General features: G+C 73.3%; 27 protein-coding genes and 1 tRNA gene. 15 read left to right on the plus strand and 13 right to left on the minus strand.

The window, feature by feature from the left end:
- Nucleotides 1–74 precede the first annotated feature (74 nt).
- The 5 genes from AC3RJ7_RS02645 (at nucleotide 75) to AC3RJ7_RS02665 (ending at nucleotide 2,954) form a co-directional block, all read left to right on the plus strand.
- A complete protein-coding gene (locus AC3RJ7_RS02645; RefSeq protein WP_491454300.1) occupies nucleotides 75–536 on the plus strand; it encodes a hypothetical protein in 462 nt (153 codons plus the stop codon).
- Nucleotides 488–913 carry a MerR family transcriptional regulator gene (locus AC3RJ7_RS02650; protein WP_491454301.1) on the plus strand — a complete coding sequence of 142 codons (426 nt, stop codon included), beginning with the start codon at nucleotides 488–490 and terminating at the stop codon, nucleotides 911–913. The genes AC3RJ7_RS02645 and AC3RJ7_RS02650 overlap by 49 nt, the downstream gene beginning before the upstream one ends.
- A 24-nt stretch (nucleotides 914–937) precedes the next feature.
- Entirely contained in the window at nucleotides 938–1,441 is a 504-nt protein-coding gene (locus tag AC3RJ7_RS02655) for an amino-acid N-acetyltransferase (RefSeq protein WP_491454302.1), read from the plus strand.
- A gap of 78 nt (nucleotides 1,442–1,519) precedes the next feature.
- Complete coding sequence (locus AC3RJ7_RS02660) at nucleotides 1,520–2,155, plus strand: hypothetical protein (RefSeq protein WP_491454303.1); 636 nt, start codon at nucleotides 1,520–1,522, stop codon at nucleotides 2,153–2,155.
- A 391-nt stretch (nucleotides 2,156–2,546) separates the two neighbouring features.
- Complete coding sequence (locus AC3RJ7_RS02665) at nucleotides 2,547–2,954, plus strand: dehydrogenase (protein ID WP_491454304.1); 408 nt, start codon at nucleotides 2,547–2,549, stop codon at nucleotides 2,952–2,954.
- A gap of 30 nt (nucleotides 2,955–2,984) precedes the next feature.
- On the opposite strand, the gene radA is transcribed toward AC3RJ7_RS02665, so the two are convergent.
- Nucleotides 2,985–4,349 carry a DNA repair protein RadA gene (gene radA, locus AC3RJ7_RS02670; protein WP_491454305.1) on the minus strand — a complete coding sequence of 455 codons (1,365 nt, stop codon included), beginning with the start codon at nucleotides 4,347–4,349 and terminating at the stop codon, nucleotides 2,985–2,987.
- 10 nt (nucleotides 4,350–4,359) lie between these two features.
- The gene (locus AC3RJ7_RS02675) at nucleotides 4,360–5,190 is read right to left on the minus strand and encodes an SGNH/GDSL hydrolase family protein (RefSeq protein ID WP_491454306.1); all 831 of its coding nucleotides are present in this window, start codon (nucleotides 5,188–5,190) and stop codon (nucleotides 4,360–4,362) included.
- A gap of 117 nt (nucleotides 5,191–5,307) precedes the next feature.
- Between AC3RJ7_RS02675 and AC3RJ7_RS02680 the strand changes: the two genes are divergently transcribed.
- Both AC3RJ7_RS02680 and AC3RJ7_RS02685 read left to right on the plus strand, forming a co-directional pair.
- Nucleotides 5,308–5,398: transfer RNA gene (locus tag AC3RJ7_RS02680), tRNA-Ser, on the plus strand.
- 60 nt (nucleotides 5,399–5,458) lie between these two features.
- The gene (locus tag AC3RJ7_RS02685) at nucleotides 5,459–6,010 is read left to right on the plus strand and encodes a GNAT family N-acetyltransferase (protein ID WP_491454307.1); all 552 of its coding nucleotides are present in this window, start codon (nucleotides 5,459–5,461) and stop codon (nucleotides 6,008–6,010) included.
- Nucleotides 6,011–6,014: 4 nt separating this feature from the next.
- On the opposite strand, the gene AC3RJ7_RS02690 is transcribed toward AC3RJ7_RS02685, so the two are convergent.
- Entirely contained in the window at nucleotides 6,015–7,097 is a 1,083-nt protein-coding gene (locus AC3RJ7_RS02690) for a DNA polymerase IV (protein WP_491454308.1), read from the minus strand.
- Between the two features lie 129 nt (nucleotides 7,098–7,226).
- On the opposite strand from AC3RJ7_RS02690, the gene AC3RJ7_RS02695 reads away from it, so the two are divergent.
- Nucleotides 7,227–7,499, plus strand: coding sequence for a GlsB/YeaQ/YmgE family stress response membrane protein (locus tag AC3RJ7_RS02695; protein WP_491454309.1), 273 nt, complete (start codon nucleotides 7,227–7,229; stop codon nucleotides 7,497–7,499).
- A gap of 80 nt (nucleotides 7,500–7,579) precedes the next feature.
- Here the strand turns inward: AC3RJ7_RS02695 and AC3RJ7_RS02700 are convergent, their stop codons facing one another.
- Nucleotides 7,580–8,323: a glutamine amidotransferase gene (locus AC3RJ7_RS02700; protein ID WP_491454310.1), complete on the minus strand. Its 744-nt coding sequence runs from the start codon at nucleotides 8,321–8,323 to the stop codon at nucleotides 7,580–7,582.
- A complete protein-coding gene (locus tag AC3RJ7_RS02705) occupies nucleotides 8,320–9,024 on the minus strand; it encodes a LysR family substrate-binding domain-containing protein (RefSeq protein WP_491454311.1) in 705 nt (234 codons plus the stop codon). The genes AC3RJ7_RS02700 and AC3RJ7_RS02705 overlap by 4 nt, the downstream gene beginning before the upstream one ends.
- Before the next feature lie 161 nt (nucleotides 9,025–9,185).
- Here AC3RJ7_RS02705 and AC3RJ7_RS02710 point away from each other — a divergent pair, with 161 nt between their 5' ends.
- The gene (locus tag AC3RJ7_RS02710; RefSeq protein ID WP_491455218.1) at nucleotides 9,186–9,554 is read left to right on the plus strand and encodes a DUF5997 family protein; all 369 of its coding nucleotides are present in this window, start codon (nucleotides 9,186–9,188) and stop codon (nucleotides 9,552–9,554) included.
- A gap of 132 nt (nucleotides 9,555–9,686) precedes the next feature.
- Here the strand turns inward: AC3RJ7_RS02710 and AC3RJ7_RS02715 are convergent, their stop codons facing one another.
- Both AC3RJ7_RS02715 and AC3RJ7_RS02720 read right to left on the minus strand, forming a co-directional pair.
- Entirely contained in the window at nucleotides 9,687–10,334 is a 648-nt protein-coding gene (locus AC3RJ7_RS02715) for an alpha/beta hydrolase (RefSeq protein ID WP_491454312.1), read from the minus strand.
- A complete protein-coding gene (locus AC3RJ7_RS02720) occupies nucleotides 10,331–11,083 on the minus strand; it encodes a FadR/GntR family transcriptional regulator (protein ID WP_491454313.1) in 753 nt (250 codons plus the stop codon). Before AC3RJ7_RS02720 ends, AC3RJ7_RS02715 begins: the two co-directional genes overlap by 4 nt.
- Nucleotides 11,084–11,209: 126 nt before the next feature.
- On the opposite strand from AC3RJ7_RS02720, the gene AC3RJ7_RS02725 reads away from it, so the two are divergent.
- The 3 genes from AC3RJ7_RS02725 (at nucleotide 11,210) to AC3RJ7_RS02735 (ending at nucleotide 13,870) form a co-directional block, all read left to right on the plus strand.
- Complete coding sequence (locus AC3RJ7_RS02725; protein WP_491454314.1) at nucleotides 11,210–12,646, plus strand: GntP family permease; 1,437 nt, start codon at nucleotides 11,210–11,212, stop codon at nucleotides 12,644–12,646.
- Between the two features lie 16 nt (nucleotides 12,647–12,662).
- Nucleotides 12,663–13,223 carry a gluconokinase gene (locus AC3RJ7_RS02730; protein ID WP_491454315.1) on the plus strand — a complete coding sequence of 187 codons (561 nt, stop codon included), beginning with the start codon at nucleotides 12,663–12,665 and terminating at the stop codon, nucleotides 13,221–13,223.
- Nucleotides 13,224–13,288: 65 nt separating this feature from the next.
- The gene (locus tag AC3RJ7_RS02735; protein WP_491454316.1) at nucleotides 13,289–13,870 is read left to right on the plus strand and encodes an NUDIX hydrolase family protein; all 582 of its coding nucleotides are present in this window, start codon (nucleotides 13,289–13,291) and stop codon (nucleotides 13,868–13,870) included.
- Between the two features lie 41 nt (nucleotides 13,871–13,911).
- Here AC3RJ7_RS02735 and AC3RJ7_RS02740 read toward each other — a convergent pair whose 3' ends face one another.
- Both AC3RJ7_RS02740 and AC3RJ7_RS02745 read right to left on the minus strand, forming a co-directional pair.
- Nucleotides 13,912–14,874: a nucleoside hydrolase gene (locus AC3RJ7_RS02740; RefSeq protein WP_491454317.1), complete on the minus strand. Its 963-nt coding sequence runs from the start codon at nucleotides 14,872–14,874 to the stop codon at nucleotides 13,912–13,914.
- 3 nt (nucleotides 14,875–14,877) lie between these two features.
- A complete protein-coding gene (locus AC3RJ7_RS02745; RefSeq protein ID WP_491454318.1) occupies nucleotides 14,878–15,381 on the minus strand; it encodes a GNAT family N-acetyltransferase in 504 nt (167 codons plus the stop codon).
- Between the two features lie 165 nt (nucleotides 15,382–15,546).
- Here AC3RJ7_RS02745 and AC3RJ7_RS02750 point away from each other — a divergent pair, with 165 nt between their 5' ends.
- Nucleotides 15,547–16,254: an RNA polymerase sigma factor gene (locus AC3RJ7_RS02750; protein ID WP_491454319.1), complete on the plus strand. Its 708-nt coding sequence runs from the start codon at nucleotides 15,547–15,549 to the stop codon at nucleotides 16,252–16,254.
- Nucleotides 16,251–16,739 carry a hypothetical protein gene (locus tag AC3RJ7_RS02755; RefSeq protein ID WP_491454320.1) on the plus strand — a complete coding sequence of 163 codons (489 nt, stop codon included), beginning with the start codon at nucleotides 16,251–16,253 and terminating at the stop codon, nucleotides 16,737–16,739. Before AC3RJ7_RS02750 ends, AC3RJ7_RS02755 begins: the two co-directional genes overlap by 4 nt.
- Nucleotides 16,740–16,773: 34 nt before the next feature.
- Here AC3RJ7_RS02755 and AC3RJ7_RS02760 read toward each other — a convergent pair whose 3' ends face one another.
- The 4 genes from AC3RJ7_RS02760 to AC3RJ7_RS02775 form a co-directional block, all read right to left on the minus strand.
- Complete coding sequence (locus AC3RJ7_RS02760) at nucleotides 16,774–17,361, minus strand: hypothetical protein (protein ID WP_491454321.1); 588 nt, start codon at nucleotides 17,359–17,361, stop codon at nucleotides 16,774–16,776.
- Between the two features lie 428 nt (nucleotides 17,362–17,789).
- Nucleotides 17,790–19,337, minus strand: coding sequence for a DEAD/DEAH box helicase (locus tag AC3RJ7_RS02765; RefSeq protein WP_491454322.1), 1,548 nt, complete (start codon nucleotides 19,335–19,337; stop codon nucleotides 17,790–17,792).
- A 289-nt stretch (nucleotides 19,338–19,626) separates the two neighbouring features.
- Nucleotides 19,627–20,256 (minus strand): DUF1684 domain-containing protein, encoded by a 630-nt coding sequence (locus tag AC3RJ7_RS02770; RefSeq protein WP_491454323.1) that lies wholly within the window; start codon nucleotides 20,254–20,256, stop codon nucleotides 19,627–19,629.
- A complete protein-coding gene (locus AC3RJ7_RS02775; protein ID WP_491454324.1) occupies nucleotides 20,253–20,768 on the minus strand; it encodes a hypothetical protein in 516 nt (171 codons plus the stop codon). The genes AC3RJ7_RS02770 and AC3RJ7_RS02775 overlap by 4 nt, the downstream gene beginning before the upstream one ends.
- 148 nt (nucleotides 20,769–20,916) lie before the next feature.
- Here AC3RJ7_RS02775 and AC3RJ7_RS02780 point away from each other — a divergent pair, with 148 nt between their 5' ends.
- Nucleotides 20,917–22,167: a hypothetical protein gene (locus tag AC3RJ7_RS02780; RefSeq protein WP_491454325.1), complete on the plus strand. Its 1,251-nt coding sequence runs from the start codon at nucleotides 20,917–20,919 to the stop codon at nucleotides 22,165–22,167.
- Nucleotides 22,168–22,170 lie beyond the last annotated feature (3 nt).

Here is a 22,170-nt window from a genome sequence, read left to right on the forward strand (position 1 = left end):
CGCCCCTTCGTCGTACCCGCGCCCGCGCGTCGGGACTTGACCCTGCACCATGGTGCAGGGTCGACGATGAAGCCATGACCGAAGTACTCGTCCCGAACCGCTCGAACGCCGGCCCGCTCCCATCGTCCGCCCCCGGGTTCACGCCGCCGAGGTGGGGGAGGGCCGGGGCGATCTACGATCTCGTCGTCACGGTTGGCTTCGCCACCCCGTTCACCGCGGCCCTCATCATCGACCTCACGCGTCGGGTGCATGAGGCGCTCGCGCTGCCGGGCGCCCCTGCGCCCGAGCTCGGCACCTTCGCGCTCATGCTGACGAGCATGTTCGGCACGGTGGTGACGATGTGGGCGATCGCGAGGATCCTGCGCCCGGAGGCGCGGTTCATCGTGATCGACACGGTCGGCCGGGCGCTGTTCGCACTGTTCATGACCTGGGCGCTGTTGAATGGGCAGAGCGCGACCCTCGTCGCCTTCCTGATCGGAGAACTCGTATGGCTGGTGCTGCAACTGAGCGGCCTGTTGCGGCTGCGCCGGCGCTGACCTCCGGGCAGCTCGCCAGGGCGGCCGACGTCGCGCTCAGCACGGTGCGCTTCTACGAGCGTCAGGGGCTCGTGGCGCCCGCCCGCCGCTCGATCGGCGGGTACCGGCTGTTCGATCACGACGCGGTTCGTCGCGTCCGATTCGTCCGCCGCGCGCAGGAGCTCGGCTTCACGCTCAGCGAGGTGCGCGGCGTGCTCCGGCTGTCCGACGAGCCCGAGCTCATCGAGTTCGGCGACGTGGCCGATCGCGTCTCGGCGAAGCTCGACGAGCTCGACGAGCGCATCCGCGACCTGCAGCGGGTGCGCTCGGCGCTCGCGACGCTCGTGGAGAGCGGGCCGGCGCATCCGACGTGTCCCGTCATCGAGGCGATCGCCTGAACGGCGCGGCTCTACGATGAACGGATGACCGACTTCACGGTGCGCCGGGCGCGCACGAGCGATGTGCCGAAGATCATCGACGTCGTGGAGCCGTTCGTCGCCCGACGCATCCTGCTCGGCAAGGAGCGCGTCGACCTGTACGGCGCGATCCAGGAGTTCCGCGTCGCCGAGGCCGCCGACGGGCGACTCATCGGCGCCGGTGCCCTGCACGTCATCTGGGAGGACCTCGGCGAGGTCCGCACGCTCGCCGTCGGCGACGAGTGGCTCGGGCGCGGCGTGGGCCACGCACTGCTCGACGTCCTCGAGGCCGACGCGCGCGAACTCGGCCTCTCGCGGCTGTTCTGCCTCACCTTCGAGGTGGAGTTCTTCGGCCGGCACGGATTCGAGGACATGGGCGCCGAGACGGTCGACCCCGACGTGTACGCGGAGCTCGTGCGCTCGCACGACGAGGGCGTCGCCGAGTTCCTCGACCTCGCACGGGTCAAGCAGAACACGCTCGGCAACACCCGCATGCTGAAACGGCTCTGATCCGGGCCCCGTGAGCCGTGTCGGAACCCGCCGAGGGGATGCCTCGGGGCGGGCCCCACTCGGTCGTACCCTGTGACCATGTCGACGAATCCTCCCGCCGGGCGCCAGTCACCGCAGGTGTACCGCCGTCGACGGATCGTCGTGCTGCTCCTGCTTCTCGCGGTGGTCGCGGCGATCGTGCTCATCATCGTGCGGCCCGGGGCGAGCCAGGGCGAGGAGACTCCCGAGGGCAAGGGCGCATCGACGGCCGGACCGACGAACGATCCGGAATCGACGACGATCCCGACCGAGCCCACGGCCGCCGACGGCGACCCGTGCGCCCCGGATCAGATCGTGGTCGAGCCGATCACCGACCAGTCGTCGTACGAGGCCGGCGAGCAGCCGCAGCTCTCGGTCACGATCGAGAACACCGGCAAGAACGTGTGCGTGCTGAACGCCGGCACGAAGGCCCAGGTGTTCACGATCACGAGCGGTGACGACGTCTACTGGATCTCGACCGACTGCCAGGTCGACGCGATCGACGCCGAGGTGTCGCTGCAGCCGGGCAAGCCGATCTCGTCGAGCTCGCCGATCGTGTGGGACCGCACGCGCTCGAACCCGGAGACCTGCGAGGGGCCGCGCGAATCGGTACCCGCCGGCGGCGCGTCGTACTACCTGGCGGTGTCGATCGACGGCTTCGACTCGGCCGAGCAGAAGCAGTTCCTGCTCTACTGACGAGGCCGCCCGCGTGGCCGCGCGCGTCGGCCGCGTGATCGCCCGAATGTCGGAAATGGCCCGGGAACTGGGGCTGGCCGGATCGCCGGGCACGCGTTGAACTGGAGTCAGCAGGGCCGGTCCCGATCGGCGATCCCCCCAAGACGCCGTTCCCCTGGGATCGGTCCTGCCCCTCGAACTGGGCGTACCCCGACGGGCCCGATCCGGGGGACACTCGGGGGCAGGGATGGTCGAGGGCCTGGCAGGGCGAGACCGCCCGGGGTTGCACTCGGGGAACTGATCCGACGGGTACCCGAACCGTCGTCCTCGAGCGCAACCCCTCTCCCGTCGAGGGGTCGCTCGGTGCTGCGCCGGAGCCGAGGCGCCGGCGCCCCCGGCTACGCTTGAGGGCATGGCAGGCAAGGCGAAGAAGACGGCGAAGCCGCAGGTGGAGTTCCGGTCGCAGGCACTCGCCGAGGCGCTCGAACGGCAGGACATGGCGGCCGTCGCCCTCGCGCTGCGGAACGGCAACACCGTCGTGCCGCTCATCAAGCCCGGCCCGCGCGACAAGCCGCTCGACGGCGGCGAGGTGTGGACGTTCCGCGACCCGAGCAGCGGCGAGATCGCGTTGCTGCTCTTCAGCGACGCCGCCAACAAGCCGGCGAACCTGCCGCCCGCGGTCGGCCTGCACAGTCCCGCCTGGCTGCGCGGCTTCCTCACGCGCTACGAGTCGACGATCACCACGGTGTTCCTCGACATCGCGGGCCCGCACCCGATGCAGGCCTCGCCGACCGAACTGCTGCGCGCGCTCGAGATCTGACGAACCTCGGAACGCGGCGTCGGGCTCGCCTCAGAACGCGGCGTCGAGCTCGCGCTGGCGGGCGTCGGTCGACGCGAGCATCGCCCGGGCGACGGCGGCGCGCACGCTGCCGGCCTCGACGTCGAGGATCGTGGTGTAACCGAGCCGCCGGGCCTCGGCGGTGCGCTGCTTCGCAGCCGTCACGGGGCGAACCTCGCCGGCGAGGCTGATCTCGCCGAAGGCGGCGAACTCGTGCGGCACGGCGGCGTCGCGCATCGCGGAGGCGATGGCGACCGCGATCGCGAGGTCGGCGCCGGGCTCGGCCAGGCGCACCCCGCCGACGGTCGAGACGTACACGTCGTGCTCGCCGAGCGCCTTGAGCCCGGCGCGACGCTCGAGCACGGCGATGATCATCGCGACGCGCGACGGGTCGACCCCGTTGACGACGCGGCGCGGCTGCGGCGCCTTCGTCGCGACGACGAGCGCCTGCACCTCGACGGGCAGCGCGCGACGCCCCTCGAGTGCGACGGTCACGCACGTGCCGCTCACCTCGCTGCGCCCCGTGGAGCGGAAGAGCCCCGACGGGTCGGGCACCTCGGCGATGCCGTCGCCCGTCATCTCGAAGCAGCCGACCTCGTCGGTCGGGCCGAACCGGTTCTTCAGCGCACGCACGAAGCGCAGCGCCGTCTGGCGGTCGCCCTCGAACTGGCAGACCACGTCGACGAGGTGCTCGAGCAGGCGCGGACCCGCGATCGAGCCGTCTTTCGTGACGTGGCCCACGAGCAGCACGGGCAGCTGCCGCTCTTTCGCGACGCGGATGAGGGTGGAGGCGACTTCGCGCACCTGGCTCGGCTGCCCCGGCAGCCCGTCGGAGAGGGACGACGAGACCGTCTGCACCGAGTCGACGATGAGCAGGTCGGGCGCGGTCGCGTCGATCTGCCCGAGGATCGTGGCGAGGTCGGTCTCGGCGGCGAGGTACAGCTCGCCGTGCAGCGCCCCCGTGCGACCGGCGCGCAGGCGCACCTGCGCCGTCGACTCCTCTGCCGTGACGTAGAGCACGCGGCGGCCGGTGGCGGCGACGCGGGCGGCGACCTCGAGCAGGAGCGTCGACTTGCCGACGCCCGGCTCGCCCGACAGGAGGATCGCCGCACCCGCGACGATGCCGCCGCCGAGCACGCGATCGAACTCGCCGATGCCGCTCGGCCGGTGGGCCGCGTCGGTCGTCTCGACCTCGACGATCGGGCGCGCAGTGCGCGCCTCGCCGAGCTTCACGGCCTGCACCGCACGGACGATGCCCGTGGGCTCGGCGACGTCGACGACGGTGCCCCACTGCTGGCACTCGACGCAACGGCCGACCCATTTGACGGTGGTCCACCCGCACTCGGTGCAGCGGAACGACGAGGTGGGGCGGGCCATGCCCCCGACACTATCGGCCGCCGCCGACACGACCGGCCGACGCGGCGGCCGGCAACGCCGTCAGCTCGGCGAGGCGCGCACCGACGAGCGGGCGGAACGCCTCGGCCCACACCGCGTACCCGTGGTCGTTCGGGTGGAACATGTCCCTGGCGAACTGGGTGAGGATGCCGCGGACGCCCTGCTGCCGGGTCGCGGCGTGCAGCGGAGCGACGGCGAGTCCGCGCTCGCGCGCGGCGTCGTGGAGCATCCGGTTCGCCTCGGCGACCTTCCGCTCGTTGCGGGGGAAGTGGAAGCACGGCAGCTCCGCGACGATCGCGTGCGGCGGGACGGCGTCGAGGATGGCGCGCAGGTTCGCGTCGAACTCCGACGGTGCCCACTGGGCGATGTCGTTCGCGCCGATCGCGACGGTCACGACGTCGGGTGCGAGCCCGTGCAGCCGGGGCAGCTGGTCGCGCACGGCGAGCGCCGAGGTCGCGCCCGAGACGCTGAGGTTGACGGTGCGGACGGCTCGCCCGGAGGCCGTTCGCATGGCGTCGGCCAGCACGCCCACGTACCCGCGGTCCGGCCGGGAGGCGCCGATGCCCTGCGCCGCGGAGTCGCCGATCGCGACGTAGAGGAGGTCGCCGTCCCGTGCTCCGTGCTCGCGCCACCACTTCGAGTGCACGGGCAGCGTGTCGTTGAGGGTCGACCGTCGCGTCGCGACCCGCGAGCTGAACGGGCGGACTCCCGCGCTCCCGAGCACGGTCGAGGCGGCGAGCCCGCCGCCGGCGGCGAGCGCGCGCATCGAGGGCCGCGGGCGCGGGGGCGCGAACGCGGTGCCGAGCAGGTCGGGAACGGTCATGACGGCGAAGGTATCCACACCGTCTTCGAGTCGACTGGGCGCTCGCTGGGCGCCGGCTGGGCGCTCGGGAGACGGCTCGTTTTGGCCATCCGGCCGTCGTCGTCTACTATCGATCCCGGTGACGTGTCCGAGCGGCCGAAGGTGCAACTCTCGAAAAGTTGTGTAGGGTAACCCCCTACCGTGGGTTCAAATCCCACCGTCACCGCCACCGAACCCCGCGATCGCAAGGTCGCGGGGTTCGTCGTTCCACGGGCGGACGGAGGCTGGGATGTTCGAGCCGGTCGAACTCGACGGCGGCATCGTCGTGCGGCTGCTCGCACCGGGCGACGGACCCGCGCTCGCCGCGGCCTACGCACGCAACCGGGAGCACCTCGCGCCATGGGAGCCGCTTCGCACCGCCGACTTCTTCACGGCCGCCTGGCACGAACGGGACGTCGCGGGCGCGATGCTCCGGCTCGAGGCCGGCACCCTCGTTCCGCTCGTGCTCGCCGTGGGGGATGAGGCGGGCGCCGAGATCGTGGGCCGGGTCAACCTCTCCGACCTCGTCCGCGGGGTCTTCCAGAACGCGCACCTCGGCTACTGGGTCGACGGGCGACTGAACGGCCGGGGGCTCGCGACCACCGCGGTCGGCGTCGCCGTGCACCATGCCCGCTCGGCGGGCCTGCACCGGGTGCAGGCGGGCACCCTCGTGCACAACGTCGCGTCGCAGCGGGTGCTCGAGCGCAACGGCTTCGAACGGTTCGGGCTCGCCCGCCGATACCTCCGCATCGCGGGGGAGTGGCAGGACCACGTGCTCTTCGAGCGCCTGCTCGACGACTGACGCCTCACCACCCGCCGCGGGTCGGCGTGCGGCCCTCGCGGGCCTCCTCGGGCATCGGCATCTCGAGCCGCAGGCCGAGCAGCCGCACGGGTCGGCGAGGCTCGATGCGGTCGGCGGCGAGCGCCTCGACGTGCGCGAGGGCGACGTCGCGATCGGCGGTCGTCGCGATCCGGCGCTGGTGCGTCGTCGTGATGAACGGGGCGTACCTCACCTTCAGGGTCACGCCGGTGACGGGCCTCCCCTCGGCGACGATGTCGGCCCAGACCTGCTCGAAGAGGGCGTGCAGCGCCGCATCCACCTCCGCGGGCTCGGCGAGATCGCGCTGGTACGTCGTCTCCCGGCTGTGCCCGCGCGCGACCCACGGGGTGTCGTCGACGACGCGGGAGCCCTCGCCGCGCCCGAGCTCGCCGTACCAGGGCCCCATCCGGGGGCCGAACTCGGCGGCGAGCACCGCCGGGTCGGCGGATGCGAGCTCGGCCACGGTCGTGATGCCGTGCGCGGCGAGCCGCCGCGAGATCCTGGCGCCCACGCCCCAGAGGTCCTTCGTCGGGCGCGGCCCCATGACCTCGAGCCAGTTCTCGGCCGTCAACCGGTAGACGCCGCGCGGCTTGCCGAACCCCGTCGCGACCTTCGCGCGCACGAGCGTGTCGCCGACCCCGACGCTGCAGTGCAGCGCCGTGCGGTCGAGCACCGCCCGTTGCAGGCCGCGGGCGTACGCCTCGGGCTCGTCGGTGTCGACGCCGACGAACGCCTCGTCCCAGCCGAGCACCTGCACCGTCGCGCCAGGCTGCGCCCTGAGGGTCGACATCACCTCGTCGGACGCGGCGAGGTACGCGTCGGCATCGACCGGCAGGATGACGGCGTCGGGAACCTTGCGCGCGGCGATGCGCAGCGGCATCCCCGACCCGACGCCGAACTCGCGCGCCTCGTACGACGCGGTCGAGACGACGGCGCGCTCGGTCGGATCGCCGCGGCCGCCCACGATGACCGGCCGCCCCGCGAGTTCGGGGCGGCGCAGGATCTCGACCGCCGCGATGAACTGGTCGAGGTCGACGTGCAGCACCCACGGGCGCACGGGCCGGCTCACCCCGCCATTCTGCCGCCTCGCCGGCGCCGGGTGCGAGCATCGATACCGGGTCGGCGCCGCGCCGCACAAGCCCTTGCGCCGCATCCGCCCCGGTGGTTCGGTGGAGGCATCCGAATCGAAGGAGCCGCCATGAGTTTCCTCGCGTTCCTGGTGCTCGGCCTCATCGCCGGTGCCATCGCCAAGTTGATCCTGCCGGGCAAGCAGGGCGGCGGGTGGTTCGTCACCCTGCTGCTCGGCGTCGTCGGCGCCCTGCTCGGGGGCTGGCTCGGCAGCCTCATCCTCAACCGCCCGCTGACCGAGTTCTGGGACCTCGGCACCTGGCTGCTCGCGATCGCCGGGTCCATCATCGTGCTGCTGATCTGGGGCCTGATCACCCGGGGCAGCCGCAAGAGCACCGCGTGAGGGCGCACCGGGGCGGGTGACCGGGCCTCCCCGGCCGGCGAGACGGATGCCGCCGGCGGCATCCGCCTCGTCGGTCGCGTTCAGCGCGCGTCGGCGAGCTCGACGAAGCGCCGCAGCAGGTGCTGCGGTTCGGTGACGGATGCCTCGGCGAGCCGCTGCGACACCTCGCGCAGCTCGCTCGCTGGGAAGTAGCCGTGGTGGCGGTAGACCTGCGCGCGCGCGATGAAGTCGTCGGTCGTGACCTCGGGGTGGAACTGGGTCGCGTACACGCTCGGGCCCACCCGGTAGACCTGCACCGGGCACACCGCCGAGGCGGCGAGCAGCACCGCGCCGGGAGGCAGCCGCTCGGTCGACTCCTTGTGGCCGACGAGCGCATCGAACCGGCGCGGTAACGCCCCCACGAGCGGGTCCGCCGCGCCGTCATCGGTGAGCACGATCTCGACGGCCGCGGCGTTCTCGCCGTGCCGGGTGCCGACGTGCCCGCCGAGCACGCGGGTCAGCACGCCGATGCCGTAGCAGGTGAACAGCACCGGGAAGCCGGCGTCGAGGGCGCGTTCCGCGAGCACCGCGAGCTCCGACTCGACCCGTCGTTGCACGGGGTGCTTGTGCTCCTCGGGGGTCGTCACGTTGTAGGGGCTGCCGCCGACGACGATACCCGCGAACGCGTCGAGCGGCGGCTTGCCGAGCGGCTCGACGTCGAGGCGGTGGTGCTCGAGCCGACCGGCGTCGAGGCCCGTGGCGCGACGTACCGACTCGTACTCGGGCCCGACGGCCTCGACCTCGGGGCGTGCCGAAAGGAAGAGGAAGGGCTTCCGGCCGCTCATCGGCCGCGCCGCCGATGCCGCTGCTTGGCGCCCTGGCCGGTCCGCGGCGCGGGACGACCCGATTTCGCGGTGCCGCCCTTCGAACCGCCCTTGGTGCCGCCGGCGGCCGCCCGACGTTCGGCGGCCGCGAGCTTCGCCGCCTTCGCCGGCTTCACGGTCGGTGCCTCGTCGCCGCGCGAACTGCGGGCCGTGCGCCCGCGTACGACCGCGACGAACTCCTGGATGTCGGCGTCGTCGCGCTCCGTGCGCCAGACGAGGGCGATGCGCGTCGGCGGGGCATCCGTCACCGGGATGGCGACGACGTCCTTGCGGTGGTGCAGCCGGGCGATCGAGTGCGGAACGATCGCGTGGCCGCTGCCCGCCGCGACGAGTTCGATCGTCATCGCGGGGTCGGCCTGCACGGGCGCGAGCGGCTCGCCGGCGAGATCGGCGAGCGAGAGCTCGATCGCGTCGGCGAAGGCGTGGTCCTTCGGGAGGACGGCGACCGCGACCTCCTCCCACAGCGGGATCCTGTGGAGGCCCTCGTCGTCGACCGGCAGGCGCACGAACGCGAGATCGACCTCGCCGGACCGCACGCCGTCGAGCTGCGTCGCCTCGTCGACGCGGGCCGCCTCGAGCGGCAGGTCGGGGCGGCGGTCGGACCACGCGCGCAGCCATTTCGACGGGGAGACGCCCGCGACGTAGTCGAGTCGCAACGCCATGTCGCCCCCTGTCGTGCCGTTCGCCCGGGATGCCGCGTGCTCGTGTGCCTCGCGCCGGTGCCTCTCAGGCTACCGTCGGCTACGGTTGCAGGGTGAGCGAGAACGAGTCGCCGGCCGCAGAGCCGCGCGAGAAGCAGCCCCGGGCCAAGAAGCCGCAGACCATGAAGGCGGAGACCGCGGCGAAGAAGCTCGGCATCCTGCTCTCCGCCGCGCCCGACGAGTTCCGCTCCGGGCCGATCACCCGCGACGAGGTCGACGCGCTGCAGGCCGACCCGCCCGAGTGGCTCGCGACCCTCCGCCGTGAGGGTCCGCACCCGCGACAGGTCGTCGCCGCCAAGCTCGGCGTCTCGAACTCGGGACTCGTACGGGCGGGCGTCACCGAGCCGCTCACGACCGCCGAGATCAAGGCGCTGCTCGCGGCGCCGCCGTCGTGGCTCGTCGAGGAGCGCGCGACGCAGGCGGCCGTGCGCGCCGAGAAGCAGCGCGTCGCCGAGCGCGACCGCGAACGCGCCGCCAGGTCCGGGGAGTAGCTCGGCCGGTGCGCGACGCCCCCGAGGCATCCGCGCCGCTCGCCAACGCCGTTTCAGGAAATAGGCGGCCATTCAGGACGGAATCCCGGATTCCGTCCTGACGAGCGTGCTTCTTCCCGAAACGGTGAGGCGTCAGGCCGCGTAGCGGTCGCGCAGGAAGGCCGTGAGGTCGGCGAGCTCGAGCTCCGACACCGAGTGCCCCAGGCCCTCGTAGATGCGGGCGTCGACCATCGCGTGGCGGGGCAGCCAGTCCAGGGTCCGGGCGACGGATGCCTCGGGGATGACCTCGTCGAGGGTGCCACGACCCCAGAACACCGGCGGCCGCACGGTCGCGAGCCGTGCGTCGCCGTCGCGCTCGCCCGGCATCGCGAAGCCGGCGAGGATGGCGGCGAAGTCGAAGCGCTCGGGCGCGAGGCGCAGGAGCTCCAGGCACAGGGCGCCGCCCTGCGAGAACCCGACGAGTCCGACCTGGGCGCCCGGCGCGGCGCGCTCGACCCACGCGAGCACGGCCTCGGCGGCCGCCCGGGACTCGGCCTGCTTGGCGGGGGAGTCGTCGTCGATGCGGCCGCGCTCGTCGAAGACCTCGAACCAGGCGTAGCCGTAACCGGCGTCGAGCGGCGCGCGCAGCGAGGCGATGACCGGCCGCAGCGGCAGGTACGGCGCGAGCCCGAACAGGTCGCCCTCGTTCGAGTTGTAGCCGTGCAGCAGCACGAGCACGGGCCGGTCGACGCGGTCGTCGCCCGAGGCCGACCAGAGCACGGCCTCGTCGTCGATGATCATCGGGTCTCCTCGTGGGCTCGGGCCTCGTCGGGCCGGGGGGCTTCGGCGACGGCCTGCACCGCCTGATCGGCCTCGCTCACGATCGCGGCGAGCGCACGCTCGGCGTCGTCGGCACGGCCCTCCGCGACGGCGAAGGCGACCTCCTGGTGGAGCCGGAGCGCCGTGGGGTTCGCGACGTGCGGCATGAGGGCGTGCTGGGTGCGGCCGCGCAGCACCTCGCCCACGACCGGGCCGAGCGCCGCGAGGAACGGGTTGCCGGAGGCCTCGAGCACCGCGGCGTGGAAGGCGACGTCGTGCTCGAGGTAGGGCGGCTCGTCGGCCTCGCGCGACCGCTCGGTCATGCCGGTCACGGCGGCCATCAGCGCGGACCGCTGCTCGGGCGTCGCGTGCTCGGCGGCGAGTCGCGCCGCGAGGGGCTCGACGGCGCTGCGCAACTGGCTGAGCGAATGCAGGGTCTCGATGCGGTCGGGTCCGGCGAGCCGCCAGCGGATGAGGCGCGTCGCGTACGGATTCCAGCGTTCCTTCGGGAGGATCTCGACACCCGCGCGGCGGCGCACGTCGACGAGGCCCATCGACTCGAGCACGCGTACGACCTCGCGCATGGCGGAGCGCGAGGCCCCGAACCGTTCGGCGACCTCGGTCGTCAGGATGCGGGATCCGGGTGCGAGGCGCCCCGACGCGATGTCGGCGCCCAACGATTCGATCATCCGCTCGTGCAGCGCGGACGAACCGTTCGGCGAAGCATCCATGCACTGATTATCGCCGAGCCGGAGCCACGCGTAAATGCCCGACGTTCTCACTTGCAGCTTGAAATATGTCCTACATATATGTAGAGTCAGCTCACCAGTCCGCCAGACCGAGGAAGTTCAGGCCCCATGTCCACCGTGCTCTCCACCGCCGCAGCGCTCGTCTCCGCCGCCGATCCCGTCGTCCCCACGACGACGGCGCCCGAATGGCAGCTCATCGCCGCCGCCCTCGTCGGCATCGCCGTCATCGTCGTGCTCATCACCTGGGTCAAGCTGCACCCGTTCATCTCGCTCATGATCGGCGCGATCGTGACCGGCCTCGTCGCCGGCATGACGGCGGTGCAGACCATCCTGAGCTTCACGACCGGCTTCGGCGCGACCATGGGCGGCGTCGGCGTGCTCATCGCCCTCGGCGCGATCTTCGGCAAGCTGCTCGCCGACTCGGGCGGCGCCGACCGCATCGTCGACACCCTGATCGCGCGTTCGAGCGTGCAGGCGCTGCCGTGGGTCATGGGCGGCGTCGGCGCCCTCATCGGCCTCCCGATGTTCTTCGAGGTCGGCCTCGTGCTGCTCGTGCCCGTCATCATCCTCGTCGCGCGTCGCTCGGGCCTGCCGCTCATGCGCGTCGCGATCCCGACCCTCGCGGGCCTCTCGGCCATGCACGGCCTCGTGCCGCCGCACCCGGGCCCCCTCGCCGCGATCGACCTCGTCGGCGCCGACCTCGGCCAGACGCTGCTGTTCGGCGTCATCGTCGCGATCCCGGCCGTCATCATCGCGGGCCCGCTGTTCTCGAAGCTCGCCGCCCGCTGGGTCAAGGTGCCGGTGCCCGCCCTGTTCGTCACGGCGGAGGACCGCGGCGAGGACGTCTCGGCGAAGCCGCGGCCCTCGTTCGGCGCCGCCCTCTTCTGCATCCTGCTGCCCGTCGTGCTCATGCTCGCCTCGTCGCTCGCGAACATCGTCGCGCCGACGTCGGGCGAACCGTGGAAGCTCGTCGTCGACTTCCTCGGCAAGCCGGTCATCGCGCTGCTCATCGCAGTGCTCGTCGGCATGGTCGTGCTCGGCCGCGGCGGCCGCATGGGCCGCGACGAGATCGCCGCCTCGGTCGGCTCGTCGCTGCCGCCGATCGCGGGCATCCTGCTCATCGTCGGCGCCGGCGGCGGCTTCAAGCAGGTGCTCGTCGACTCGATGATCGGCCAGGTCATCGCCGACGCCATCTCGGGCTTCGGCGGCTCGCTCGCCGTCGTGCTCGCACTCGCCTGGCTCGTCGCGGTGCTCATCCGCGTCGCGACCGGTTCGGCCACGGTCGCCACCATCACGGCGGCGGGCATCCTGCAGCCGCTCGTGGCCGACCTCGACCTCTCGGCCGGCGCGACGTCGCTGCTCGTGCTCGCGATCGGTTCGGGGTCGGTGTTCCTCTCGCACGTGAACGACGCCGGGTTCTGGCTCATCAAGGAGTACTTCGGCCTCACGATCGGCCAGACGCTCAAGTCGTGGACCGTGCTCGAGTGCCTCATCTCCCTCGTCGGCCTCGCGGGCGTGCTCGCCCTCAGCCCGTTCGTCTCGTGAGCCGGGGAGGACGACCATGAACCGCACGCCGGGCGCCGTGCCCGAGGCATCCCCGATCGAATTCGAGCACCCGCCCGTGCTCGTCGTGATGGGGGTGTCGGGCAGCGGCAAGACCACCTTCGCCGAGCTCATCGCCGAGCGCCTCGGCTGGGACCTCCAGGAGGGCGACGCGCTGCACCCCGAGGCCAACGTCGCCAAGATGGCGAGCGGCACGCCCCTCACCGACGACGACCGGTGGCCGTGGCTCGACCGCATCGCCGCGTGGATCGACGGGCACCTGGCGGCCGGCGAGCCCGCCGTGATCACCTGCTCGGCGCTCAAGCGGTCGTACCGCGACCGGCTCGCACGGCCGAATGTCGTGTTCGTGCACCTGGCCGGGGCGCGCGAGCTCATCGCGGGCCGGCTCGAGCACCGCACGGGCCACTACATGCCCGCCTCGCTGCTCGGCTCGCAGTTCGAGACGCTCGAACCGCTCGAGCCCGACGAGCGCGGCCTCGTGGTCGACGCGCAGGGCACCCCTGACGACGAGGTCGCGGAGACGATCTCGCGCCTCGGGCTCGGGCGGTACGAGGGCTGACGCGTGCGCGTGGGGCAGCCCGGAACCCCTGACGCCGGACCGGGACGTGGGGCAGAATCGGAGGCATGAGCGTGCGCACCCCCGATCCCGACTGGAATCCGGACGACGAGCCCGTCGTCCGGCCGCCCGCGAATCCGGGCTGGCTGAGCGACATCGAGCTCGCCGAGGTGCGCGGCCGGTTGCCGCTTCTCTACGTCGAGGCGGTGCCGGTGCGGGTCGACGGGCTCGGCCAGGTCGGCGAGGTCGGCATGCTGCTGCGGGCGAACGCGCTCGGCGAGATGACGCGCACGCTCGTGTCGGGGCGCGTCATGTACGGCGAGACGATCCGCGACGCGCTCTTCCGGCATCTCGAGAAGGACCTGGGGCCGATGGCGTTCCCTTTGCTTCCCGCGAGCCCGGTGCCCGCGGCCGTCGCCGAGTACTTCCCGCTGCCGGGCATCTCGCCGTTCACCGACGAGCGCCAGCACGCGGTGTCCCTCGTGTACGTGGTGCCGGTCACGGGCACGTGCGAGCCGCGGCAGGACGCGCTCGAGGTGACCTGGATGACGCCGCAGGAGGCCGTCGGCAAGCCCGTCGTCGACGAGATGGAGGGCGGGCGAGGCGTCCTCGTCGCCCAGGCGCTCGCCTCGGTCGGCGCGCTGCGCTGACGCCGCGCGTCCCGGCGTGACGCGCGGGCGTCGTCGGCCTGCTAGCCCGCGCGCGGCGCGGTGACCGTGTCGAGGAAGAGCCCGGCGACGCGCTCGGCGTCGACCTCGAGCGCGACCTCGACGACGGGCCACGCGTCGGCCAGGCCGTGCACCAGGTCTTCGCCCGCGAAGTCGCGGCGGTCGACGAGCGTCTGACCGCGGCCGAACCCGGCGAGCTCGACGCGCACCGGCCGGCGTTCGGTGCGCAGCGCGTCGGGCGCGACGATCGAGCACACGGCTCCGGCGTCGCCGATGAGCCCCGTGTACTCGGCGTCCTCGCGCTCGCTGAGCGCGACGCGGTGGCCGAGGAGCTCGCCGACGATGCGACCGACGGGGTGTTCGCCGCGTTCGAGCCCGTGCGCCCGGTCGGCCGGGACCGAGACGCGGTTGAACACGTCGAGCCCGTACATGTACACGGGGATGCCCGCGTCGAGCACGATCGCCGCCGCCTCGGGGTCGTGCCACACGTTGAACTCGGCGACGGCCGTGGCGTTGCCGACGCTCGCCGAGCCGCCCATCACGACGATGCGCTCGATGCGCCCGGCGACCTCGGGGTGCGTGCGCAGCAGCAGCGCGAGGTTCGTCTGCGGTGCGAGCGCGACGAGGGTCACCGGCACCGGGTGCTCGGTGATCAGCCGCCGCAGCAGCTCGACCGCGTGCTCGTGGCGAGGCCGGCGGTCGGTCGCCGGCAGCACGAGTCCGCCGAGCCCATTCGCGCCGTGCACGTGCGAGGCCGCGCGCGCCGGCGCGATGAGCGGGCGGGTCGCGCCGGCGGCGACGGGGATGTCGCCCGCTGACGCGGCATCGAGGATGCGGAGGGTGTTGTCGACGACCTGCTCGAGCGGTGCGTTGCCCGCGACGCACGTGATGCCGAGCACGTCGAGGTCGGGGTGCGCGACGGCGAACAGGATGGCGAGGGCGTCGTCCACGCCCGTGTCGACGTCGAGGATGACGGGGACGGCCATGGGTCAGCGGACCAGCCGCACCTCGTGGATCTCCTCACCGAGGAACGGCACGTGCTGGTCGGCGCCGTCGGCCGTGAAGCCGTTGCGCTCGTAGAAGCGGTGCGCGCGCGGGTTGTCCGAGGCGACCCAGAGGTAGACCTCGTCGTCGCCGACGGCCGCGTCGAAGAGCTTCTTGCCGATGCCCGTGCCGTGGTATGCGTCGAGCACGTAGATGAAGTACAGCTCGCGCTCGCGCGGCGGGTTCTCGTCGCGCGCGGGACCGGAGCCCACGAAGCCGACGATCTCGCCGTCGACGAGGGCGGCGAACTGGGCGTACTCCTCGCCGCGCGCGGCCATGTGGGTCCAGAGATCGGCCATGCGCCGCGGCGAGAGCTTCTCGAACGCCGCTGCGCTGATCAGGTGGTCGTACGTCTCGTGCCAGCACGTCGCGTGGACGCGACCGAGCGCCTCGACGTCGGAATCGCGGATGGGACGGACGACGACTTCGGCAGCGACTTCGGTGCTCATGCCCCGAGACTAGGCCAGGCCGCGCCAGCCGCGAAATCGAGCGAGGCCGTGCGATCGGGAACCTTTGCGGTGCATCCGGACATATCTGTACATGGGACTCTCGCAGCCGGCCTCCGTGCCCACGGATGTCCGATCCGTGCGCTCCCCGGTTAGGCTTGGCCGGGCATGGAGCAGGATCGGCGTAGCGACTCGGCGCTCTGGCTCGAAGCGACTTCGGGCACGGAGGCCGCGTTCGGCGTGGTCTACGACCGGTACCGGGCGCGTATCTTCCGGCGCGCGTACGCGCAGGTGCTCGACACGTCCGACGCCGAGGACATCGTCGCGATCGTCTTCCTCGAGGCCTGGCGCCGCCGCAAGGACGTGCGGTTCGTCGACGGCTCCCTGCTGCCCTGGCTGCTCATCGTGACGACCAACGTGACGCTCAACACGCAGCGCGCGGCCAGGCGTCATCGACGGCTCCTCGCGACGATCCCCCGCGGACCGGAGACGATCGACCCGAGCCGCGAGGTCGAGGACCTCATCGACGGGCAGCGCCTGTCGGGCCGCATCGGCGCGGCGCTCCGTCGGCTCACCCCGGCCGAGCGACGGGTCGTCGAACTCTGCCTCGTCGAGGGGCTCCCGATCGCCCAGGCGGCGACGGCGCTCGACGCGCCGATCGGGTCGGTCAAGTCGCGGCTCTCCCGCGCGCGCACGAAGCTCAAGGCCGAGCTCGGCGACTCGCCGTGGCTCGAGCAGCGCGCGGCGCCGGGTGACGCCCAGCGTGCGGCGCCGGGCGACGCCCAGCGTGCGGCGCCGGGTGACGCCCAGCGTGCGGCGCCGGGCGACGCCCAGCGCGGGTCGGCCGAGTCCGGAGACCTGGAGGTGCTCGGATGACCGAACCCGAGATGCGCCCGGAACGGGCCGACGCGATCCGCGCGATGCTCGTCGAGCATGCCCGGACGGAGCCTGCGGTCGCGGCGCGGCAGCGGCGCAACCGGATCATCGGCTGGAGCGGGCTCGGCGTGCTGGCCATCGGCGTCGCCGCGACGGCCGGCGCCGTGCTGCTCAGCCCGCAGTCGGTGACCGAGAACCGCTTCGTCTTCTGCCTGAGCGACGACGAGCGCAACTCCGATGGCAGCTACCCCGGGTCGGGGGCGTCGGGCGCCGAGGGACTGCCGACGGATCCGATCGAACTGTGCACGATCATGTGGGAGCAGGGCCTCTTCGAGCCCGACTACGATCCGACCTCGGCGAGCAATCCGCCGGGGCGAGTGCCCGACCACTTCCAGCTCTGCGTCATGGACGACGGCGCAGCCGCCGTCGTGCCGTCGTCGAACGAGTCGATCTGCGCAGCGCTCGGCCTCGCCGACCCCGCCTGACGCCGGGTCGGGCGTCGCGCTCGCGACCGGGAGCTCAGCCCAGCGTGCCGGTCGGACGGAACACGATCGACTTCACGCGGTCGTTGAACGAGCCGATGCTCGAGCAGTACGCCGTGCAGTTGAGGCGCGAACCGCCGTAGGAGGTCGCCGTGTACAAGGTCGCCCAGCATCCGTTGAGCCCGGTCGCGGAGCTGATCGACGTGCTCCAGCTCGACGAGAGCGTCGGGAACCCGAAGACCACGCCCGCGCAACCGCTGGAGCCCCAGAACGTCAGGCTCGAGCCGCCCTTGTTGGCATCCTTGTAGACGCGTCCGACGGCGACGGACGCGGCGGCGGCCGTGAGGCGGCTGCCGTCGTCGGCGGTCTGCTCGGCGAGGTACTGGTCGACCTCCGCGAGCGTCGCGAAGCAGACGGGGTCGGGGGCATCGGCCTCGGCCCGGTCGGCGGCAGCGGCGGCGTCGAGGCCGATCGCGCAGTGCTCGGTGGGTTCGCCCGCGCGGTGCGTACCGATCGATGCGGTGCCGGCGAGCTCAACGGCGCCGGCCGGAACGACCGGGACGGCGACGGCGGCGAGGGCGGCGACGAGGCCCGCGGCGGCGAGGGCGGCGAGGCGCATGGACATGGGTGACTCCGTTCCTTCGGGTGGAAAGGCGCGGCCGGTCGAACGGCCCGTCATACAGGTATGTCCGGACCCGGCGAAAAAGTTCCGGACGAATCGGGAACCTTTCGTCCGTATCCGGACATATCAGTGATGAGGGCAGGAGGAGCGATGCGTCGAACGCGGAACGTGACCACGGCATTGGTGGCGGTGGCGGTGGCCGGCGCCGCGGCGATCGGCATGGCCCTGATCGTCGGCAGCGAGATCGGCCGGGTGGTGCTGCAGGGCATGTGACTTCAAGACTGGGCTGCTTCGGGGGAGGCGGCCCGATCCCGTCGGGGGACGGGACGGCGGGTCGAAGGTCGGGGGACGCGACCCGCACAGCCGAGGCCCGTGGAGCGGTGACTCCACGGGCCTCGGTGCATCCGGCGCGGTGCTGGCCGCGCGGGCGTTCAGCCCTGTGCGCGGCGGTTCGTGCGCGCGTTCCGCGACGGGGTGACGAGGCTGCCCACGCGGAGCGGCTGCTTTGCCCCGCGGTTCGACGTCTGGCGCTGCGCACCGGTCGTCTGGGCGCCGCGGCTCTGGCCGCCGCCCTGCTTCGGGGCGTGCGCCTTCGCCTCGGCGGGGCGGCCCGAGCGGTCGCGGCGCGGCCGGCCCGCGGCATCCCCGTGCTTGGCGGCGTCACCGCGGCGGCCGGAACCGTCGCCCTGACGGCCGCCCTGCCCGCGGGCGTCGCGCGCCGCGCGCTTGCGCTGCGCGTTCGCGCCCTGCGAGCGCCCGCCGCCGTGCTGGGGCTTGGGCTCGCGCGGGGCGGGCTTCACGTACGGAGCGACGTCGCCGACGAGCGCGACGACCTCGGGCGAGGCCGGCGTCGCGGGCGCAGGGGTCACCGTGATCGCGGCCTTGCGCAGCAGCTGCTTGAGGTCCTGCAGCTGGCCGGGCATCGCGATGGTGACGACGTCGCCCTCGCTGCCGGCGCGCGCGGTGCGACCCGAGCGGTGCAGGTACGCCTTGTGCTCCATGGGCGGGTCGACGTGCACGACGAGCTCGATGTCGTCGACGTGCACGCCGCGGGCCGCGACGTCGGTCGCGACCATGACCTTGGCCGAGCCGTCGGCGAACGCGGCGAGGTTGCGGTCGCGCTGCGGCTGCGAGAGGTTGCCGTGCAGGTCGACGGCCGGGATGCCCGCCTCGGTGAGCTTCTTCGCGAGCTTCTTCGCGTGGTGCTTCGTGCGCATGAACAGGATGCGGCGGCCCATGCCGCTCGCGAGCGTCTTCACGAGCTCGAACTTCGTGTCGGCGTCGTCGGTGAGGAAGACGTGGTGCGTCATCGCTGCGACGGGCGAGTTCGCCTCGTCGACCGAGTGCAGCACCTCGTTCTCGAGGTAGCGCTTGACGAGCTTGTCGACCCCGTTGTCGAGGGTCGCCGAGAACAGCAGGCGCTGGCCGCCGCGCGGCGTCTTGTCGAGGATGCGCGTGACGACCGGGAGGAAGCCGAGGTCGGCCATGTGGTCGGCCTCGTCGAGCACGGTGATCTCGACCGCATCGAGGTGCACGAAGCCCTGCTGCATGAGGTCCTCGAGGCGGCCGGGCGCCGCCACGACGATGTCGACGCCCGCGCGGAGCGCCTCGACCTGGCGCTTCTGGTTGATGCCGCCGAAGATCGTCGTGACCTTGAGGTCGTACGCCTCGGCGAGCGGTTCGATGGTGCGGGCGATCTGGGTGACGAGCTCGCGGGTCGGAGCGAGCACGAGGCCGAGCGGGCGGCCGGCGCGGCGACCGCCGCCGGCGAGGCTCGTGCCGAGGCGCGCGACCATGGGCAGCGCGAAGGCGATGGTCTTGCCCGAGCCGGTCTTGCCGCGGCCGAGCACGTCGCGGCCGGCGAGCGTGTCGGGCAGGGAGTCGGCCTGGATCGGGGTGGGGGTCGTCTTGCCGTCGGCGGCGAGGATCGCCACGAGGGGCGCGGGCACGCCGAGGGCGGAGAAGTTCTGGTCGGTCATGGTGCCTTTCGGGGGCATGCCACGGACGGGTGCGCCGCGCGCGCACTTCGACAGGCGCGAAGCACGGCGGGGATGGACCCGACGGTGGGAAGGTGGCGAAGGCGCCGGTCGGCGCATCCGTTCGCCGTATGAGAGTCATCGGGCGGCTCGAGTTCGAACCCGGCCCGGAAGCGTTTCTACGACGCAGGCGGCGCGATCGTCGCGCGCACCGTGGCCCAGCATAGCGGATGCCTCGGGGCGGGCGCTGTGCCGGTGGTCGACGAGGAGCGTACCGAGACCGCCGCGCCCCTCAGCGCGGCATCCGCTCGCCGACCGGCACCTCGCCGCGCAGGGTGTTGCCCGCCTGCGCGAGCGGGCACGACCACGAGGGGTCGTACGCGCACGACGGGTTGTACGCGAAGTTGAAGTCGACGATGAGGGAGTCGCCGTCGGCGCCCGGGCCGAGGTCGGCGCCCTTCACGGTGTCGATGAGGTAGCGGCCGCCGCCGTACGTGCCGCCCGGTGTGCCCGCGAGCGAGTCCTTCACGGGCAGGAAGAGCCCGCCCCCGTAGCCCGCGAGCCGCCAGACGTCGAGCGTGCCGAGGTACGGCAGGCGCACGGTGCCGACGAGCGAGAACGGGATCGGGCCGTCGGTCGCACTGTCGACGGTCATCCGCACGGGTTCGTCGGGACGCCGGACCTCGAGTTCGAACCGCCAGTCGGGGTCGTAGCGGGCGACGTCGAGCCCGGTGAACCTCGCCCGGTCGTCGGGGAGGAGCGGCGACCGGGGATGGCCCGCGAAGAGCTCGTCGCGACCAGACTTCCAGAGCTCGTGCCCCGCTGCGGGATCGTGCACGCTGAGCTGGCGCACGCCCGCGTAGAGGCCGAACACGCGACGGCGCCAGTCGGCGAGCTGCAGGGCTCCGATCGTGTCGCTCATGCGCCGGCTCCCGGGGTCGCGTCGGCCGTCCCCGGCGGGTCGAACGACCAGGTCGGGGCGAGCCGGCGCAACCGGAGTCCTCGCCACTGCCAGAACGCCCACGTCGGGTACCAGGCCGCGACCTCCCAGCCGCCCGCGTGCACGACGAGGCGATCCCGGTAGAGGGTGCGGCCGTCGGGCAGCGGCGAGACCGCCATGCGGTGGTCCCAGCGACCGAACCGCGCGAGCGGGCCGGTGAGGGCGCCGCCGCCGTCGCGCAGCATCCGAACGCCGGTCGGCAGACCGCCCGGGTAGCTCACGTCGACGAGCTCCTCGCCCGCGGGGAAGCGGCGGAACGCCAGTGCGCGCACCCGATGGCCGCCCTCGGGCCAGGTCGTCGGCAGGCCGCCGGGCTCGAGCGAGGCGAGGTCGAGCCAAGGTGCCACGACCTCCCGCAGCACCGCCGGGCTGCGCAGCGCCCGCCACGCCGCGTCGGGCGTGCAGTCGAGCTCGAGTTTGAGGAGCACCCGCATGAGCCGAGCGTAGGTCCGGCGGGTGCCCGTGCCAAGTGCCTCGCCGAGGTCGCCGGGCGGCGATGTCGCGCGAATCGTCGTGACGGAGGTCGCTTGCCGACGATTCGTGCGACCCCGAGGGCTCAGGCGGCTCATCTAGACTCCCGGCATGCCCTCGTGGTTGCCCTCGCTGGTGGTGTTCGGCGTCGCGGCCCTGCTCGCCGTCGCGGCGATCGCGGCCCTGCGACGAGCGGGCCTGCGCCGAGCGCGGGCCGAGCTCGCGGCGGCGGGCGAGGCCGAGGTCCGGGCGAAGCAGCTCATCGTGCAGGCCGACGATGCGCTCCGCGACGCGGATCGCGAGGTCGCGTTCGCCGAGGCCCAGTTCGGGGCCGCGACGGCGCGCGAGACGAGGGCGTCGGTCGAGCACGCCCGCGGGAAGCTGCGCGAGGCGTTCCTGCTGCAGCAGCGCCTCGACGACGCCGACTCGCACACCGCGGCGGCCCGCAGGGGGTGGGCCGCCCGCATCGAGGACCTCTGCCGCTCGGCCCTCGCCGAGCTCGCCGAGGCCGGCGACGCACTCGCGGTGCGGCGTCGGCGCGAGCGCGGCGCCGGGGCGGATCTGCCGGCCGTGCACGAGGACGCGACCCACGTGGTTCGCCGCGTCGAGGCCTCCGACGCCGTGCTCACGCGGCTCGGCTCCCGCTACGACGCCTCGGCGCTCGGCGCGGCCCGCGCCGCGGCCGAACGCGCGCGTGCGGGACTCGCCGAGGCCCGATCGGCGCTCGACGAGGCCGACCGCCTCGTCGAACGAGCGCAGCCGGCCGCCGAGTTCCTCGCGCGCGCGGCCGACGCCCTGTCCCGGGCGGGCCGGGACCTCGACGAGCTCGAGGGCGCCGAGGCCGGCCTGGCCTCCGCGGCCGGCGACGCCGCGGCGGCGGCCGCCGAGCTCGACGACGAGCTGGCCGCCGCGCGACGCGAGCGCGACGCGATCGACGACGCCGACGCGGCGGCGCAGCTCGGGCAGGCGGTCGCCGACGCCGCGGCCGCGCTCGCCGCCCGAGCCGCGCTCACCCGCGACCCGGTGCTCGATCGCGATCGCCTTCGCACCGCGCGCGACCGGCTCGAGTCGGCGCGGGCGGCGGCACGGACTGCGCAAGGTCGGCTCGACGGGGCGCGCGGCGCGCTGGACGGCGCGCTCTCCATCGCCGAAGGCCAGATCGGCGTCGCGCATTCCGCGATCGCGCGCGCCGGCGGCGCGGTCGGCGCGGCCGCGCGCACCCGTCTCGCCGAAGCCGAACGGCAGCTGCAGGTCGCGCGTGCCGAGTCCGACCCCGTCGCGGCCCTCGACGCCGCCCGACGGGCGAACGCGCGGGCGAACGACGCCGAGGCCCTCGCACGCTACGACGCCCTCGGCCGGTAGCCT

The organism is Agromyces solani (genome assembly GCF_058349925.1).

Excerpts from the sequence above, each read along its gene's own strand:
- AC3RJ7_RS02730 (WP_491454315.1), top strand. The coding sequence starts at position 12,663 with ATGAACCGCACGCCGGGCGCCGTGCCCGAGGCATCCCCGATCGAATTC.
- AC3RJ7_RS02770 (WP_491454323.1), bottom strand. The coding sequence starts at position 20,256 with ATGAGCGACACGATCGGAGCCCTGCAGCTCGCCGACTGGCGCCGTCGC.
- AC3RJ7_RS02760 (WP_491454321.1), bottom strand. The coding sequence starts at position 17,361 with ATGTCCATGCGCCTCGCCGCCCTCGCCGCCGCGGGCCTCGTCGCCGCC.
- AC3RJ7_RS02755 (WP_491454320.1), top strand. The coding sequence starts at position 16,251 with ATGACCGAACCCGAGATGCGCCCGGAACGGGCCGACGCGATCCGCGCG.
- AC3RJ7_RS02715 (WP_491454312.1), bottom strand. The coding sequence starts at position 10,334 with ATGATCATCGACGACGAGGCCGTGCTCTGGTCGGCCTCGGGCGACGAC.
- AC3RJ7_RS02700 (WP_491454310.1), bottom strand. The coding sequence starts at position 8,323 with ATGAGCGGCCGGAAGCCCTTCCTCTTCCTTTCGGCACGCCCCGAGGTC.
- AC3RJ7_RS02735 (WP_491454316.1), top strand. The coding sequence starts at position 13,289 with ATGAGCGTGCGCACCCCCGATCCCGACTGGAATCCGGACGACGAGCCC.
- AC3RJ7_RS02685 (WP_491454307.1), top strand. The coding sequence starts at position 5,459 with ATGTTCGAGCCGGTCGAACTCGACGGCGGCATCGTCGTGCGGCTGCTC.
- AC3RJ7_RS02775 (WP_491454324.1), bottom strand. The coding sequence starts at position 20,768 with ATGCGGGTGCTCCTCAAACTCGAGCTCGACTGCACGCCCGACGCGGCG.
- AC3RJ7_RS02695 (WP_491454309.1), top strand. The coding sequence starts at position 7,227 with ATGAGTTTCCTCGCGTTCCTGGTGCTCGGCCTCATCGCCGGTGCCATC.
- AC3RJ7_RS02780 (WP_491454325.1), top strand. The coding sequence starts at position 20,917 with ATGCCCTCGTGGTTGCCCTCGCTGGTGGTGTTCGGCGTCGCGGCCCTG.
- AC3RJ7_RS02740 (WP_491454317.1), bottom strand. The coding sequence starts at position 14,874 with ATGGCCGTCCCCGTCATCCTCGACGTCGACACGGGCGTGGACGACGCC.
- AC3RJ7_RS02660 (WP_491454303.1), top strand. The coding sequence starts at position 1,520 with ATGTCGACGAATCCTCCCGCCGGGCGCCAGTCACCGCAGGTGTACCGC.
- AC3RJ7_RS02675 (WP_491454306.1), bottom strand. The coding sequence starts at position 5,190 with ATGACCGTTCCCGACCTGCTCGGCACCGCGTTCGCGCCCCCGCGCCCG.
- AC3RJ7_RS02655 (WP_491454302.1), top strand. The coding sequence starts at position 938 with ATGACCGACTTCACGGTGCGCCGGGCGCGCACGAGCGATGTGCCGAAG.
- AC3RJ7_RS02665 (WP_491454304.1), top strand. The coding sequence starts at position 2,547 with ATGGCAGGCAAGGCGAAGAAGACGGCGAAGCCGCAGGTGGAGTTCCGG.
- AC3RJ7_RS02745 (WP_491454318.1), bottom strand. The coding sequence starts at position 15,381 with ATGAGCACCGAAGTCGCTGCCGAAGTCGTCGTCCGTCCCATCCGCGAT.
- radA (WP_491454305.1), bottom strand. The coding sequence starts at position 4,349 with ATGGCCCGCCCCACCTCGTCGTTCCGCTGCACCGAGTGCGGGTGGACC.
- AC3RJ7_RS02720 (WP_491454313.1), bottom strand. The coding sequence starts at position 11,083 with ATGGATGCTTCGCCGAACGGTTCGTCCGCGCTGCACGAGCGGATGATC.
- AC3RJ7_RS02725 (WP_491454314.1), top strand. The coding sequence starts at position 11,210 with ATGTCCACCGTGCTCTCCACCGCCGCAGCGCTCGTCTCCGCCGCCGAT.
- AC3RJ7_RS02750 (WP_491454319.1), top strand. The coding sequence starts at position 15,547 with ATGGAGCAGGATCGGCGTAGCGACTCGGCGCTCTGGCTCGAAGCGACT.
- AC3RJ7_RS02645 (WP_491454300.1), top strand. The coding sequence starts at position 75 with ATGACCGAAGTACTCGTCCCGAACCGCTCGAACGCCGGCCCGCTCCCA.
- AC3RJ7_RS02765 (WP_491454322.1), bottom strand. The coding sequence starts at position 19,337 with ATGACCGACCAGAACTTCTCCGCCCTCGGCGTGCCCGCGCCCCTCGTG.
- AC3RJ7_RS02650 (WP_491454301.1), top strand. The coding sequence starts at position 488 with ATGGCTGGTGCTGCAACTGAGCGGCCTGTTGCGGCTGCGCCGGCGCTG.
- AC3RJ7_RS02705 (WP_491454311.1), bottom strand. The coding sequence starts at position 9,024 with ATGGCGTTGCGACTCGACTACGTCGCGGGCGTCTCCCCGTCGAAATGG.
- AC3RJ7_RS02710 (WP_491455218.1), top strand. The coding sequence starts at position 9,186 with ATGAAGGCGGAGACCGCGGCGAAGAAGCTCGGCATCCTGCTCTCCGCC.